The 14,511-nt window shown below is 65.4% G+C and carries 13 protein-coding genes; 6 read left to right on the top strand and 7 right to left on the bottom strand.

The features are described 5' to 3' along the window. The 4 genes from QZV93_RS15555 to adh all read right to left on the bottom strand — a co-directional run. Positions 1-362: DUF779 domain-containing protein (locus tag QZV93_RS15555; protein ID WP_295559541.1), on the bottom strand; the 362-nt coding region annotated here is incomplete at its 3' end. Positions 363-382: 20 nt separating this feature from the next. Then, entirely contained in the window at positions 383-985 is a 603-nt protein-coding gene (locus QZV93_RS15550) for a cysteine hydrolase family protein (protein WP_295559540.1), read from the bottom strand. Then, positions 982-1,386 (bottom strand): DUF779 domain-containing protein, encoded by a 405-nt coding sequence (locus QZV93_RS15545; RefSeq protein ID WP_295559539.1) that lies wholly within the window; start codon positions 1,384-1,386, stop codon positions 982-984. The genes QZV93_RS15550 and QZV93_RS15545 overlap by 4 nt, the downstream gene beginning before the upstream one ends. An 88-nt stretch (positions 1,387-1,474) precedes the next feature. Then, the gene (gene adh / locus QZV93_RS15540) at positions 1,475-2,995 is read right to left on the bottom strand and encodes an aldehyde dehydrogenase (RefSeq protein ID WP_295559538.1); all 1,521 of its coding nucleotides are present in this window, start codon (positions 2,993-2,995) and stop codon (positions 1,475-1,477) included. A gap of 340 nt (positions 2,996-3,335) precedes the next feature. Between adh and QZV93_RS15535 the strand changes: the two genes are divergently transcribed. Then, positions 3,336-4,871: a peptide MFS transporter gene (locus QZV93_RS15535; protein ID WP_295559537.1), complete on the top strand. Its 1,536-nt coding sequence runs from the start codon at positions 3,336-3,338 to the stop codon at positions 4,869-4,871. Positions 4,872-5,032: 161 nt separating this feature from the next. Here QZV93_RS15535 and metC read toward each other — a convergent pair whose 3' ends face one another. Continuing rightward, complete coding sequence (gene metC, locus QZV93_RS15530; protein ID WP_295559536.1) at positions 5,033-6,223, bottom strand: cystathionine beta-lyase; 1,191 nt, start codon at positions 6,221-6,223, stop codon at positions 5,033-5,035. Positions 6,224-6,504: 281 nt separating this feature from the next. Between metC and QZV93_RS15525 the strand changes: the two genes are divergently transcribed. Both QZV93_RS15525 and QZV93_RS15520 read left to right on the top strand, forming a co-directional pair. Further along, positions 6,505-7,563: an amino acid ABC transporter substrate-binding protein gene (locus QZV93_RS15525; protein ID WP_295559535.1), complete on the top strand. Its 1,059-nt coding sequence runs from the start codon at positions 6,505-6,507 to the stop codon at positions 7,561-7,563. Positions 7,564-7,603: 40 nt separating this feature from the next. Continuing rightward, entirely contained in the window at positions 7,604-8,188 is a 585-nt protein-coding gene (locus QZV93_RS15520) for a hypothetical protein (RefSeq protein WP_295559534.1), read from the top strand. Between the two features lie 42 nt (positions 8,189-8,230). Here the strand turns inward: QZV93_RS15520 and QZV93_RS15515 are convergent, their stop codons facing one another. Both QZV93_RS15515 and QZV93_RS15510 read right to left on the bottom strand, forming a co-directional pair. Continuing rightward, complete coding sequence (locus QZV93_RS15515) at positions 8,231-9,205, bottom strand: hypothetical protein (RefSeq protein ID WP_295559533.1); 975 nt, start codon at positions 9,203-9,205, stop codon at positions 8,231-8,233. Between the two features lie 83 nt (positions 9,206-9,288). Continuing rightward, positions 9,289-11,256: a VWA domain-containing protein gene (locus tag QZV93_RS15510; protein ID WP_295559532.1), complete on the bottom strand. Its 1,968-nt coding sequence runs from the start codon at positions 11,254-11,256 to the stop codon at positions 9,289-9,291. 189 nt (positions 11,257-11,445) lie between these two features. Here QZV93_RS15510 and QZV93_RS15505 point away from each other — a divergent pair, with 189 nt between their 5' ends. The 3 genes from QZV93_RS15505 to QZV93_RS15495 all read left to right on the top strand — a co-directional run bounded on the left by QZV93_RS15505 (position 11,446) and on the right by QZV93_RS15495 (position 14,412). After that, entirely contained in the window at positions 11,446-12,021 is a 576-nt protein-coding gene (locus tag QZV93_RS15505) for a nitroreductase (protein ID WP_295559531.1), read from the top strand. Positions 12,022-12,379: 358 nt separating this feature from the next. Continuing rightward, entirely contained in the window at positions 12,380-13,354 is a 975-nt protein-coding gene (locus QZV93_RS15500) for a putative zinc-binding metallopeptidase (protein WP_295559530.1), read from the top strand. Continuing rightward, entirely contained in the window at positions 13,351-14,412 is a 1,062-nt protein-coding gene (locus QZV93_RS15495; RefSeq protein WP_295559529.1) for an ATP-grasp domain-containing protein, read from the top strand. The genes QZV93_RS15500 and QZV93_RS15495 overlap by 4 nt, the downstream gene beginning before the upstream one ends. The last annotated feature ends 99 nt before the right edge of the window (positions 14,413-14,511 follow it).

Raw genomic sequence — 14,511 nt, 5'->3', positions numbered from 1 at the left:
GGGCCGAGCTTCTCCAGCTCGTCGTACTCGGCGTCTGTGTAGACACGCGAGCGCGTGAGGAAGCGCACGCCTTCGGGCGCCTCCAGCGAGAAGCCCGAGCCGCGTCCCGGCACCACGTCGATGATGAGGTGCGTGTGCTGCCAGTAGTCGAACTGTGCGGCGCCCATGTAGAACGGCTGGCCGCCGATCTCGCCGAGATAGACATCCTGCGCGCCGACGCGGAACTCGTTCCGCGGATAGCACATAGGTGCGGACCCATCGCAGCACCCGCCGGACTGATGAAACAGAAGGGCTCCGTGCATGCCCGCGAGCTTCGCGATCATCGCTTGAGCTTCCGGCGTCGCCGTTACACGCTCGACCATACTGGCCTCCGTTGAACTCGTTAAGTCGGGACCTTCTCGCCCGAAGGTACCACGATTGCAAAGATATCGGACAGCGCCGTCAGCGCCCCATCGTGCAGCTCCTGGGCCGAAAGCGTGCCGCCGGCAGGATTGGCGAGCGCGCGCGTCGCTGTGGCGTTGCCCACCACCGTCGTCCGGTAGCCGTGGTTGAACGCCGCCCGCGCCGTCGAGTTCACGCACACATGGGTCATGAAGCCGGCGAGCACAAGATCGGTGACGCCGAGCCGCTTCAATTCCGCGTCGAGATCCGTTTGCTCGAACGAGGACGGAAAGGCCTTGGTGATGACTTTCTCCCCGGCCGCCGGTGCCACCACGTCGGCAATCGCCCCGATATGCGCCTTGGTATCGTAGGGCGTCCCAGGTCCGGCATCGTGCTGGATGTGGATCACGGGCGTGCCGGCATCGCGAGCGCGCTTGAGCAGCGTCGCGCATTCCTTGAGCGCGGGTTCCACGCCCTCGAGCTGCATGATGCCTTCGCGATACGTGTTCTGGCAGTCGATCAGCACCAGGGCCGACTTCGAAAGCGGCGCCGGAGCGTCGGGCAGGGCCAGGAGCGAGCGGAGCGTGGGGCGTGCGTCGGTCATCGATTGGGTTCCTTGGGTGATTGCGAAATGGAGGGCGGCGCGCCGGCGGCCAGCACGGCTTCGGCATCCCAAACGCGCTTCCTCGGATCGGCACGCTTGCGGAGCGTGAAATGCACGCCGTGCGGGCCTTCGAGCGAAAAGCCGGGGCCTGGCCCGGACACGACGTCGAGAATGATCGCGCTCCCTTGCCAGTAGTCGACCTCGCTCGTCATGAGGTAGAGTGGCACCTCGTCGATCATCCCCATCGCAACGTCCCGCGCCCCGATGCTGAGCTCGCGGGCTTTGAGGCAGGTCACCGTCACACCGTAGCTCCCTGAAACGTGGAGGCTGAGCGGGCCGTGCTCCACCTTGAGTTGCCCGATGAGTGCGCGTGCGGCGGCTGTTGCGGAGACGGTTGTCATTGCCGTGCTCGACAGAAAAACAGCGCGGCCTTGCGGCCGCGCTGTCTCGGGGAACCGAACCGAAGGGCCTGGCCGGGCCCTCCCATTCTTAGAAGAAGCCGAGTGCCTTCGGGCTGTAGGACACCAGCATGTTCTTGGTCTGCTGGTAGTGGTCGAGCATCATCTTGTGCGTCTCGCGACCGATGCCGGACTGCTTGTAGCCACCGAACGCGGCGTGCGCCGGATAGAGATGGTAGCAGTTGGTCCACACGCGGCCCGCCTGGATGGCGCGGCCGAAGCGGTAGGCGCGCGTGCCGTCACGCGTCCAAACGCCCGAGCCGAGGCCGTAGAGCGTGTCGTTGGCGATGGCGAGCGCTTCCTCGTCGGTCTTGAACTTCGTGACAGAGACCACGGGTCCGAAGATCTCTTCCTGGAACACGCGCATCTTGTTGTTGCCTTCGAGGATCGTCGGCTTGACGTAGTAGCCTTCGGCCGTCTCGCCGTCGATGGTCGCGCGCTCACCGCCGGTCAGGACCTTGGCGCCTTCGTCGCGGCCGATCTTGATGTAGGAGAGGATCTTCTCGAGCTGGTCGTTCGAAGCCTGCGCGCCGATCATGGTCGAGGCATCGAGCGGATGCCCCTGCTTGATCTTCTGCACGCGGGCGACCGCACGCTCCATGAATTTGTCATAGATGCTCTCGTGCACGAGCGCACGCGACGGGCATGTGCAGACCTCGCCCTGGTTGAGCGCGAACATCGAGAAGCCTTCGAGCGCCTTGTCGAAGAACTCGTCGTCCTGAGCCGCAACGTCGGCGAAGAAGATGTTCGGAGATTTGCCGCCGAGCTCCAGCGTGCAGGGAATGATGTTCTCGGACGCGTACTGCATGATCAGGCGGCCGGTCGTCGTCTCGCCGGTGAAGGCGATCTTGGCGATGCGCTTGTTCTGTGCGAGCGGCTTGCCGGCCTCGATGCCGAAGCCGTTGACGACGTTGAGCACGCCCGGCGGCAGGATATCGCCGATCAGGTCCATCAGCACCATGATGCTCATGGGCGTCTGCTCGGCGGGCTTGAGAACGATGCAGTTGCCTGCAGCGAGGGCGGGCGCGAGCTTCCACACCGCCATCAGGATTGGGAAGTTCCAGGGGATGATCTGGCCGACGACGCCGAGGGGCTCGTGGAAGTGATAGGCGACGGTGTCGTGGTCGATCTCGGCGATCGAGCCTTCCTGGGCCCGAACGCAGCCGGCGAAGTAGCGGAAATGGTCTATGGCGAGGGGAATGTCGGCCGCCATCGTCTCGCGGATCGGCTTGCCGTTGTCGAGCGTCTCGACCATGGCGATGAGCTTGAGGTTGCTCTCCATCTTGTCGGCGATCTTGTTCAGCAGGCGGGCGCGCTCGGCCGGCGACGTGCGGCCCCACGCATCCTTGGCCTTGTGCGCGGCGTCGAGGGCCAGCTCGATGTCCTCGGCGGAGGAGCGCGCGACATCGCAGAGCGGCTTGCCTGTGACCGGCGTCAGGTTGGTGAAGTACTGTCCTTTGACGGGAGCGACCCACTGACCGCCGATAAAGTTGTCATAGCGCGGCCGGATACGGATCTGCTGCGAAAGTTCGTTCAGGGCTTGTTGGATCATAGGCTTCCTCCATGGGGGGCGAATGCATCCAGTGAAGCGCTAAAGCGCGCGTTCTTGTTATTTTCTCATCTGGATCGGGTGCAGATTAATTAGTGAGCCGGGGTTGGCGCGTCTATTCGCCAAAGGTCCTAGATAGCCCTGAGGTCGTACTTATTCTAAACGACGGCACGAACCGGGCTGATGTATTGGACGCCGCAATGTGAGGGAAATAAGTCGCCGCAGCCGCGCGAGCTTCCATAAGTAATTCGCGCCCTCCGGTAAGGCCTGCCTGCGATTGTTGCCGCAAATGCTGCAAAGTTGCGCTTGAAGCCCGCCCCGCCGTCGCCGACACTTTTAAACCATGAGCGGTCGCGAGGACTTGAGCGCAACGGCCCCTGCGGCTGGGTTGCTGGTTTGGCTGGGCCTGGCCGGCCATCCGCGCGGCCTTGGCACCCTGTTTTTCGCGGAGATGTGGGAGCGGTTCTCCTATTACGGGATGCGCGCGCTCCTGGTCTTGTTCATGGTGACGCCGGCCGCGGAAGGCGGGCTCGGCATGACGGCTGCCGAGGCCGCGCTGGTCTACGGCAACTACACGATGGCCGTCTATCTGCTGTCGATCCCCGGAGGCGTCGCCGCAGACAAATTTCTGGGACTTTGGCGCAGCGTCATCCTCGGCGGCGGCGTGATCGCCGCCGGTCATTTCACGCTGGCCGTGGCCGGAGTCGCGGCCTTCTACACGGGACTGGCGCTGGTCGCCATCGGCACGGGCCTGTTCAAACCCGGCATCAGCGCTCTTGTCGGCTCGCTCTACGGCCCAGGGGACAATCGCCGGGACGCAGGCTTCTCCCTCTTCTATATGGGCATCAACGTCGGCGGCTTCCTTGCACCCCTCGTGACCGGGTTCCTGGCTCAAAGCGCGACGATGAAGGCGTGGCTGGCGGGGCAGGGTCTCGATCCGCTGGCGAGCTGGCACTGGGGCTTTGCTGCCGCCGGCATCGGCATGCTTCTCGGGCTCGCGATCCTCGTCGTCCGTGGCCGCGACCTCCGCGGGTCCCCGCCTCCCTTGTGGGGGAAGGCCGGGGAGGGGGACTCGCGAGCGCTCGGCCCGGCGCTCATGCTTGCGGCGGTGATGGCCGGCACGCTGGCGTTGATGGGCCTCATCATGGTGTCGGACCGCGCAGGCTTCGAGCCGTTGCGCTGGGTCTACGTGCTGCTTCCGGCCGTGCTTGCGCTCTGGCTGGGGTTTTCGAAGGACGAGGAGCCGCGTCGCTACGGCGCCATGTTCGTGCTGCTCATCGGCGCCATCCTGTTCTGGGGCATCTTCGAGCAGGCAGGCCTCACCATTGCACTCTTCGCCGAGCATCTGACGCGCTCGGAAATCGCGGGCTGGGCATTTCCCTCGTCATGGTTCCAGTCTCTGAACCCGCTATTCGTCATCCTCCTGTCGCCGATCTTTGCGGCCATGTGGATGAAGCTCGGCGACCGCCAGCCGTCGAGCCCTGTCAAGTTCGCCATCGCGCTCGTCTTCCTCGCGCTCTCGTTTCTCTTGATGGCGCCCGCGGCCATGCTGACGGCAGAGGGGCGCATCAGCCCGCTGTGGCTGGTCGGCCTGTTCTTGTTGCAGACCACGGGCGAGCTGTTTCTGAGCCCGGTCGGCTTGAGCACCATGACGCGCTTGGCGCCCGAGCGCGCGGTTGGCCTCGTGCTCGGCATCTGGTTCCTGGGCTTCGCATTGGGAAGCAAGCTCGCAGGCGTGCTCGGCAGCAATTTCACGGCCACCGATCCCGCAGCCCTTGCCTCGAGCTTTGTGTGGCAGGCGGGCCTCGCCGCCGCAGCGGCCGCCGCATTCTTCGTACTGACGCCCTGGATCAAGGGTCTGATGGGCGGCGTCAGGTGAGCAGGTCTTTGCTCGCTCACTCACCTCGCTGTCATCCTAGGCCTTGCCTAGGATCCATCCATCGGCGTGGGTGGAGTTTACCGAGTTTGATCGTAGGCGACGGCGCCCACGGATTGCTCTCGCGGAGAGATGGATCCTCGGCATGAAGCCGAGGATGACAGCTAGGCGGATGTGGTGAGCCTGGCAAACCCGGCCTCGAGGTCGGCGATCAGGTCGCCCACGTCATCGAGCCCGATATGCAGCCTCAACGCGGGGCCTTTCGCAGTCCATTGCGTGGCGGTGCGATAGCGCGTCGGGTTGAACGGCACGATGAGGCTTTCGAAGCCACCCCAGGAATAACCCATGCCGAACAGTTCGAGCCCGTCGAGCATGGCCGCCACGGCTTTGCGCGGCGTGGGTTTCAGGATGATGGAGAACAGCCCCGACGCACCCGTGTATTGCGCCTTCCAGAGCGCATGGCCGGGATCGGACGGCATCGCCGGATGCAGGATGCGCTCGACTTCCGGACGCGCAGCGAGCCAGCGCGCCACCTCGAGCGCCGAGCGCTGATGACGCTCCAGCCGCACCGCGAGCGTGCGCATTCCGCGCAAGCCGAGATAGGTCTCCTCCGACCCGGGACACCCGCCGAGCGTAGCCCGCGCCTCTTCCACCTGCTTCGTCGTCCGGGCATTGGCGGTGATCGCACCCAGCATCGCGTCTGCGTGTCCGACGATGTACTTCGTACAGGCATTGATCGAGACGTCGACGCCGTGCTCGAGCGGCCGGAAGTAGAGTCCCGTCGCCCAGGTGTTGTCCATGATCACGGTTGCGTCCCGCGCTCGCGCCGCCTTGGCGATGGCGCCGATGTCCTGCATCTCGAACGTGAGCGACCCCGGGCTTTCGGTGAAGACCACGCGCGTGTTGGGCTGGATCAGATCGGCGACACCGGTGCCGACCAGCGGATCGTAATAGGTCGTGGTGACGCCGAGGCGCGCCAGCAGGCTGTCGCAGAACCTGCGCGTCGGCTGATAGACGCTGTCGACCATCAGCACATGATCGCCGGCCTTGACGAAAGCCAGAATAGCCGTCGTGACGGCCTGGTAGCCGGAGGCGGTGAGCAGAGTCCGCTGTCCGCCTTCGAGCTTCGAGATGGCATCCTCGAGCGCCGCCGTGGTTGGCGTTCCGTGGCGGCCATACTTGAACGGCTGCTGGTCGTAGGCCTCGAGCGCGTCGAGCGTCGGGAACAGCACCGTTGAGCCGCGATAAGCCGGAGCATTGACGAAGCCGTGCTGCCCGGCGGGATCGCGTCCGCTGTGCAGGATGGTCGTCGCGGGGTGGCGGGCTTTACCCGGGCCCTTTGTCGGTTTTGTCATGGGAGCGAGATCCTAAGGCGTCTGGCCTGGCGTTGTCCCTTGAGCGCCCTTTGACGCAACTTCCGGCGCCGGTCAAGGGCTTGACCATACGTGCACAACGCGGGATGTGTGACAGCGCGCGGGTCGGGACGGGGGGCGTGATCGTACCGCGCGGGCTCACGGCACCGCGCCCGCGGTGGATTGACGAAAGACGGAGCATGAAAAGCGCCGGTGGGCCATAGGCGGGACCATCCGGCACGCCGTCTACGCTGAGAAACAATGACGTCCGGAGGCATGCATCTGTGAAGGCTGAAGGTCAGGGGCCGGATGGTGCTTGTCGTCGTGGCGCGCTCGCGCGCTGGGCCTTGGCCGCCGCTGCTGCGCTGACCCTCGGCACGCCGGCGGTAGGCGCTGCAACCCTTGATGACGTGCGCGCCCGCGGTCATCTGATCTGCGGCGTCTCCGAAGGCATGCCGGGATTTGCCTCCATTGGCGCCAACGGCGCCTGGACCGGGCTCGATATCGATTTCTGCGGTGCCGTCGCCGCGGCCGTGCTCGGGGACAGGGGCGCCGTCAAATACCGCGTCGTGACGCCCGCCAACCGTTTCCAGGCCTTGTCGTCCGGCGAGATCGATCTGCTGCCGCGCGCCAACGGTCGCACGCTCTCGCGCGACACGGAGCTTGGTGTTCGCTTCGCCGACACGCTGTTTCATGACGGCCAGGGTTTCTTGATCCAGCGCGGCTACGCGGTTGCGAGCGTGCTCGAGCTGTCGGGCACCTCGGTCTGCGTGATGGCCGGCTCCAGCGCGGCGCAGGGTGTCGAGACATTCTTCCAGGCGCGCAAGATGCGTTACCAGCTCGTGCCTGCCGAGCAGTGGAGCACGGCCGTGAAGTCGTACGCGGACGGCGCCTGCACCGTGCTCACCGGTGACATCACTCTTCTCGCCGCCGAGCGCAGCCGCTTCACCACGCCGTCCGACCACGTCATCATGCCCGAGCTGATCAGCAAGGAGATGCTGGGACCGGTTGTTCGTCAGGGTGACGAGCAGTGGTTCTCTATCGTGCGCTGGACGCTCTCGGCACTGGTCACGGCCGAGGAGCTCGGCATCACGAGCGTGAACATCGACGCCTTGCGCAGCTCCCCCAATATCGACATTCGCCGCTTTCTCGGGCTCGAGGCCGATCTCGGGCGCGGCATGGGCCTCGCGCGCGAATGGAGCTATCTCGTCGTCAGGCAGAACGGAAACTACGGCGAGATCTTCGATCGCAATATCGGACTGAAGTCGCCCTTGGCGCTCGAGCGCGGCGTCAACAATATCTGGACGCGCGGCGGCCTTCTTTCGGCGGGCCCGCTGCGCTGAGGAGCAGGGCTGGAGTAGGGTCGACATCGGAGGGCCGTGAGTGATCGCAACCGTCGCCGCAGGACTGATCGTCCCCGCCGTGATCGAGATCGGCGGATGGCCAGCGCTTGTCGCCCTCCTTGCACCCGTTGCTTTGCTGATCGGCGTCATCGTCTGGCTGCGCCGCACACCTGGAGCGGACGAGTCCGTGGCTCGAAAGCCGGCGGCGGAGCCGCTGCGGGCGATCCCGTCCGCGGACGCACTCCCCCCGCTCGAAGAGCCTGTCGATTGGGTGGGCCGCATCAAGGATGCACAGGCAGCAGATGATCGGACGGCATTGCCGGCCCTCTATCTGTCCTTGGCCCGTTCCGAGATCGGGCAAGGCCGTCACGAGGCCGCAGCCGAGCATCTGCGGTCATGCGTTCGCGCCGCAGCCAAGTCGCGCAACGCCGCTGTGCAGGCCGAGGCGCGCCTGGAGCTTGCCGAGTTGGCCCGCGACGCGGGCGACCTCACGACCGCGTGCGAGCACTGGCAGATGGCGCGCTCACTCTTCCATGAATTGAAAGGGCAAGCCGGTCTCGTCGAGACCGAGCGTCTGATGCAGAAGCACGGCTGCCCCACGGATTGGGTGCTGAACGATTTTTGAGGGGAGGAGGCGGGCGCGTCATGAGTATCCGTCGGCGTCCGCTCAGTTCATCACCAGTTCCACCTGCGCCGTCTCGCCGTTGGCCAGTGTGATGTCGCGCTGGAACTGTCGCCCCTGCGATTTGGCGACGATGGTGTAGCTGCCGGGCGCGAGGATGTGCGTCGGCAGCGCGCCGACGCTTTCCTTGATCTCGTCGCCCTGCGGATTCTGGATGGTCCACTCCGTATCGGGAAGCGCTTCGCCGCCGGCGCGTTGCACGAGCTTGAACGTCGCCTTGGCAGCCGAATGCGTGACCGTCGCCTCCGTGAGCTTTCCGGCCTCCACCGTCACGTCGCTCTGTACGGTAGCGTTGCAGTCGCCGTAGGTGGAGACGATGTGATAGATGCCGGCATTGAGGCGGACGATCAGATTGGGCCGGGCGGCCGAGAGCACGAGCCTCCGGTTGTCCGTCTGATCGCGATCGGAGTAGACGGCATAGCTCACGGCGTTGTTCGCCGCCTCGGCTCCCGACACGAGCGCCTTGAGGCGAAGTCCACCCGCATTGAGCACGAATTCTTCGACCAGCGGCTCCGTACTGCCACCCGTAACCGTGATCTTGCGCGTGATGTGCGCGCGACCGAGCGCGGCGTTGACGACATAGTCGCCGACCTTGAGTTTGAAGGTCGGCCGCGCCTCCTGCTTGACGGCCACTTGCGTGCTGCGCGTGCTGTCCCCTGGCGGATGCCAGAACACGCGCCAGACCAGCCCTTCCTCGATTTCCTGCCCGTCCGAGGTGAGGCGAGCGACCATGCGCACCTGGGCCGTCTCAATGGGCTGATCGGTTTCCGCGTCGCCCTTCGCAGCCCCGGCCTGGGCCGGGTTCTGCCCTTGGAGGCCGGTGAGCCAGTCGGCGGCCGATTGCGCACGCGCATCGTGGCTCCAAGCGCCCGCAAGCACGGCGAGAGCGAGCAGCCCCAGGGCGGACATCCGCCTTGCTGCATGGGCGGTCGCGACCATCATGTCGTCAGCTTGAGTCATGGAGATCAGACTGCGCGTTTGCTGGGGATTCGTCGAGTGGAACCACCGGATCACGGAATTGTGGCGTCGCCCCGGCACCGAAATTATGGCGTTCCTGCCGTAAGTTGGCGCCGCTCTCCGGCCTTAAGGTCAAAGGACTGCTCGGTTTCCTTGTCGGCGACGTCGCTCAACAGGACGTAGCGGCCGGGCGCGAGTTGGAAGCTGCCGGCCGCCGAGCGCCCCGAGTGCATGACCGTGCGCCCGTCGCCGTCCTTGATGCGCCAATGGCGGCCTGCATTCGCGCCGGCGTTCACGGATACCTCGCCCTGCTCGAGCTTGAGCTGCACGTTGCCGCCGCGCCCGCTCGTGAGATCGATGACGCCGAGCGACTTGACGTTGAGCCCGATGACCTCCGCTTCGACCCTGTAACGCGCCGGCGGAAGCTTGAAGGTCCCCGTCATGCCGTGAATGCGGGCGATCTCGCGCGATTGCCCGTCCTCGCTCCGGATACGAATGACGACCGGTTGCTGTGGGGCCGCGCTGCCGTCGGCCGTCGCGCTCGCAGAGACGATCACCGTGATCGGCACCAGATTGAGTGTCGCCACATGCTTGATGGTCGCGCCGCTGCCGAGCGCGATGCGATCGTGCGCCTCCGCGATGCCCGAATGCGCGGAAACATAATAGGTCCCGGCCTTGAGTGTGAACGCTGCTGCCGGATCCGCCGATCGCGCGACCTCCCGACGACCGGCTGGAGAGTCGGGATCGTCCTCCTCGACGGTGTACGTGACGTCCTTCAGCGCTTCCCCGTTTGCAGCGGAGACCGCGCTCAGCTCGAGACGGCCGGTGCCGAGAACAGGGCTGACGTCCGCGCCGGCACCCGCCGCCAGCGTGACTTCCGTGGTCTGGGACGCGAGGCCATCCTCGATGCGCACGAGATAGGACCCAGCCGGAAGTACGAGCTGGGTGGCCCCGTCACGCCCAAGCCAAACCGGCTGCTCCTTGCCGTCGGCCTTGGCGAAGACGGTGATCAGGGGATTGGCGAGAGCTGCGCCGCTCCGGTCCGCCTGCCCCTTGATGTTCAAGACACCCGCGCCGAGCGCGAGCTTGGCGGCTGTCGGCCCGCTGGACGCGACCTCCAGCGTTTTTCGCGCCGTTACCTGTCCCAACTCCGCTTCGACGACGTAGGAGCCGGGATCGAGATCCACGGCGAGCTCGCGCGTGCGGGCGCTTTTCAGGATCACGCCCGGCGCATCCGCTTTGGCGACACGCCAGTTGAGCGCCGCCGCCAGCGGCTTGCCGTCGTCGGTGAGAGAAGCGGTGAGCCTGAGCCCCGGCGCGCCGGCCGGCGTCGTCGTTGGCGGAGTCGCTGCCTTGGGCATAGGCACCGCGGTTCCCGTCGAGGGATCCACCCGCTCGAGGTTGGCGAGCGTCAGCGTTTCCGCGAGGGCATCGGCGAGCTGAGCCGAGTCCTGCGCCTGCAGCACCTTGCCCTGCGTTGCCGCACCGACGCACGCAAGGCTCTTGGCCTCCGCGGGCGCGAGCCCGAACCCGATCAGGTAGATGCGCGCTTTGGGATTGGCTTTGGCGATATCTGTAGCCGCGGCGCAGGTGTCCTGCGAGCAGTTGTCGACGCCGTCGTGAATGACGATGATGCTCCCGCCTGTCTCCGTCGGGATCTGCTTGGCCGCTTCCCTGAGCGCAAGCGAGAGCGGGCCTTTGCCCTTCGGGTTGAGCTTGTCGGCGATGGACAGGATCCGCTCGGGCGGTCCGGCTTCCGGCGGCGCCAGCACCTCCACGTCGCTGCAGTCGGCGCGCCGGCGCTGACCGAACGACATGAGACCGGTCTTGACGCGCGGCGAAAGGGTTGAAAGCGACTGGCGCAACGCCTGGCGTGCAAGGTCGAACTTCGCCGGCCGCTCGGTCCCGACATTGCCCCACATGGAGCCCGACCCGTCGAGCACGATGATGGCAGGCCCGTCCGATCCGGCATCCGCCGCGGCCGACGGCCACGCGCCGAGGGTAAACGCAGCAAGCAGCGGCAGCACGGGGGCGAGAAGGCGAAGACGGGGCATGGGGAACAAGGTCCAATTCCTGGATCGCGACGTAAAGATTGTCTCGAAGCGCCACTTGCGTTAGCGAGGCCGGCAGAAATTAGACCATTGCCGCTCCAGTTCCTACCGGCCAAGTTCCTGCCAGCCAGGTTCCGCCCGGTTTGCTGCGGGATCGCCCATCTCGGTCCAACCCCACGGAAAAATCCGCAAATGAACGACGCTCTTCTTGAAACGCTTGCCACCCGCCGGTCCGTGAAGCCCGACCGCCTTGCGGCACCGGCCCCCACCGGGGAGGAGCTGGATCGCATCCTGACCATCGCCGCCCGCGTGCCCGACCACAAGAAGCTCGTCCCCTGGCGCTTCATTGTGTTCGAAGGTGAGGCGCGCAAAGCCGCAGGCGAGATTTTCGCAGCCGCGTGCCAGGCCGAAGAGAAGGAGCCGCCGTCTCACGTCCGTCTCGAGACGGAGCGCAACCGCTTCCTGCGCGCGCCCCTCGTCGTTGCCGTCGTGTCGCGCGTCGCCAAGCGGCCGGGCGCACCGGAGTGGGAGCAGATCCTCTCGGCGGGCGCGGCCGCCTTCAACCTCTGCCTCGCCGCCAACGCGTCGGGATACGGAACGTCGTGGCTGACCGAATGGGTGGCCTACAGCCCCATCGTGCGCGAGAAGCTGACCCTTTCTGAGAACGAGCGCATCGCTGCCTTCGTTTACATCGGCACGCCCCTGGAAAAGCCTGAGGAGCGCGAGCGTCCCCGCCTGGCCGACATCGTCTCCCGCTGGACGCCCTGAGGCTGCCCAGGGAGGGCGGCTACGGCCCACTTTGGGCCGCCGGCGGACGTTTGAGCAGGTGCAACCTGACGATAAAGGCCGCACACGGTAAAAACTTTAGGGTGCGCCCTCTGATCTAAGCCTTTAAAATGCCGACTCAATCGTGAGGTTTGAGCGCGCTTTGGCGCCCTCGCGTTATCCGTGCGATAGAGAATTTCGGCCATCTCCTCGATCCTGTGATCTTTGGCTCGAAAGTCTGCAGATTCAACGAGCTTCGCGACGTCGCGCCGGCGGCGGGGCTAGACGGTTCGAGGTTGAAGAAAGCATGCCGATACGCGCCGCGCGCCTTGACCAAATGCCGGACAGCGAGCTGCTTGGCATGCGATTCTGCGATTTGCCTCTGCATCTTAAGGGGTCGGTCATCGAGGAGCGCGCGAATGTGGTCTTCCACGAGTTAGGCGCGCGGGGCATTCGCTTCCGGCCGACGCTCTGGATCGCCGAAGAATGGTATAATCCTGACGGAGTCGTAGGCTTCGCCGTTCCGTTTTATCTCCTGCATCCGCGACTGATCCGCCTCGAGCGCAAGATGATGCTGGAGGCGGAAGGCGCATCTCTAGACGAGGCCATGAGCATCTTGCGCCACGAGACCGGCCACGCCATCGATGAGGCGTTCCAGCTGAGCGCCACGCGCGAATACCGCCAGGTTTTCGGCTCGCCGCAACGCGCCTATCCGAAAGACTACGTTGCTGATCCCGACAGCCGCGACTTCGTCCAGCACCTGAACGCCTGGTACGCCCAATCGCACCCCGTCGAGGACTTTGCCGAGACGTTCGCCGTTTGGCTGCGCTCGGAGCGGAGCTGGAAACGCACGTATCGCGATTGGCCGGCGTTCGAGAAATTGTGCGCGGTCGACGCGTGGATGCGGGCCCGCCGCGGCGTCGAGCCGGAGATCAAGCCCAAACGCATCCCGAGCGAGCTCAAGGACTCGACGCGCACGCTCGCCCAGCACTACGACGAAAAGCGCGAGTTCTATGCCGTCGAAGCCGCCGACGAGTTCGACGGCGCCCTGCAGCGTATTTTCAAGGAAAACGGCGAGGATCGCCGCAACAGGCGGCGCATGTCGGCCTCGAGCCTCTTGGCTTCACACAGGACCCGCCTGCGTCGCCGCACGGCCAAGCCGCTCGGCGTCCCGGCCTATGTCGTCGACCAGGTCTTGCGGCAGCTCGTTCATCGCGCCCGCATCCTGAAGCTGAGGCAGACGCGGCCTAAAGCGGAGACGGTCGCCAAGATCTCACGTCTCGTCTCTCGCGCCACCATCGCCATTCTCCACAATCGCCCGCGGCTTCCGCTATGACCACGACGCCCCCCACCATCATCCGCAAGCCCAGGAAGAGGCTGACCGTCGTTCTCCTGACGGACGAGCGGCTGCTGCCGGCCGGCGATCTCGCCGACTACAGCGACAAGCAGCGCCTGCTCCGCAAGACCGAGTTCGACGTCAAGCGCGCGGTCGAGACGTTGGGCCATCAGTTCATCGCCGTCGGTCTCTCCAACGACCTCTCGACCATTCGTGGCGCCATCGACGCCCACAAGCCCGATATCGTCTTCAATCTGGCCGAGGACTTCGACGGCATCGGCCACTTCGACCAGCACGTCGTCAGTTTCCTGGAGCTGCTGCGCCAGCCCTACACGGGCTGCAACCCGCGCGGCCTCACCATCGCCCGTGACAAGGCGTTGACCAAGAAGATCCTGGCCTACGACGGTTTGAAGGTGCCGGAGTTCGCCATCTTCCCCATGAAGCGCGTGACCAAGCGCCCGAGCGAACTCGGCTTCCCGCTGTTCGTCAAATCGCTGACCGAGGAAGGGTCGGTCGGCATCTCCGGCGCTTCGATCGTCTACGACGACGTGAGGCTGATGGAGCGCGTCGACTACATCCACCGCACGGCGGGAACGGCGGCAGTCGCCGAGCAGTTCATCGAGGGCCGCGAGATTTACGTCGGCATCATGGGTAACGAGCGCGCGACCATTCTCCCGCCGTGGGAGTTCTTCGTCGAGAACAGGAAGGAAGGCGCGCCGCTCATCGCCACCGGCCGCGGCAAATGGGATCCGGAATATCAGGATCAGGCAGGCGTCATGACAGGCCCGGCCGAGATCAGCGAGAAGTTGGCCGCCAAGCTCGAGAAGCTGTCGCGCGAGATCTACCGCCTCTTGAGCCTCAGCGGCTACGCGCGTCTCGATTTTCGCGTCACACCGTCCGAGGATGTCTATCTGATCGAAGCCAACCCCAACCCGCAGATCGCCTCCGACGAGGACTTCGCGAGTTCGGCCGAGTACGCCGGCATCCAATACCCGGAGCTCATCGAGCGCTTGATCCGCTTCGGCATGAACTACAACCCCGAACGCATGATCCTTTGAGCAACGCGGCGCCAACCAGCCGATCCGTGGCTGGCGCCGTTCGGCGATCTGCGCAGGCCGTCACTTCGCTCCCGTCGTGCCGCCTGCCGATGGAGCAAC

Source organism: uncultured Hyphomicrobium sp. (assembly GCF_902826555.1).
Classification (GTDB): Bacteria; Pseudomonadota; Alphaproteobacteria; order Rhizobiales; family Hyphomicrobiaceae; genus Hyphomicrobium_C.
This window is presented reverse-complemented; position numbering and strand designations above follow the sequence as displayed.

Excerpts from the sequence above, each read along its gene's own strand:
- QZV93_RS15550 (WP_295559540.1), bottom strand. The coding sequence starts at position 985 with ATGACCGACGCACGCCCCACGCTCCGCTCGCTCCTGGCCCTGCCCGAC.
- QZV93_RS15545 (WP_295559539.1), bottom strand. The coding sequence starts at position 1,386 with ATGACAACCGTCTCCGCAACAGCCGCCGCACGCGCACTCATCGGGCAA.
- adh (WP_295559538.1), bottom strand. The coding sequence starts at position 2,995 with ATGATCCAACAAGCCCTGAACGAACTTTCGCAGCAGATCCGTATCCGG.
- QZV93_RS15535 (WP_295559537.1), top strand. The coding sequence starts at position 3,336 with ATGAGCGGTCGCGAGGACTTGAGCGCAACGGCCCCTGCGGCTGGGTTG.
- metC (WP_295559536.1), bottom strand. The coding sequence starts at position 6,223 with ATGACAAAACCGACAAAGGGCCCGGGTAAAGCCCGCCACCCCGCGACG.
- QZV93_RS15515 (WP_295559533.1), bottom strand. The coding sequence starts at position 9,205 with ATGACTCAAGCTGACGACATGATGGTCGCGACCGCCCATGCAGCAAGG.
- QZV93_RS15510 (WP_295559532.1), bottom strand. The coding sequence starts at position 11,256 with ATGCCCCGTCTTCGCCTTCTCGCCCCCGTGCTGCCGCTGCTTGCTGCG.
- QZV93_RS15505 (WP_295559531.1), top strand. The coding sequence starts at position 11,446 with ATGAACGACGCTCTTCTTGAAACGCTTGCCACCCGCCGGTCCGTGAAG.
- QZV93_RS15500 (WP_295559530.1), top strand. The coding sequence starts at position 12,380 with ATGCGATTCTGCGATTTGCCTCTGCATCTTAAGGGGTCGGTCATCGAG.
- QZV93_RS15495 (WP_295559529.1), top strand. The coding sequence starts at position 13,351 with ATGACCACGACGCCCCCCACCATCATCCGCAAGCCCAGGAAGAGGCTG.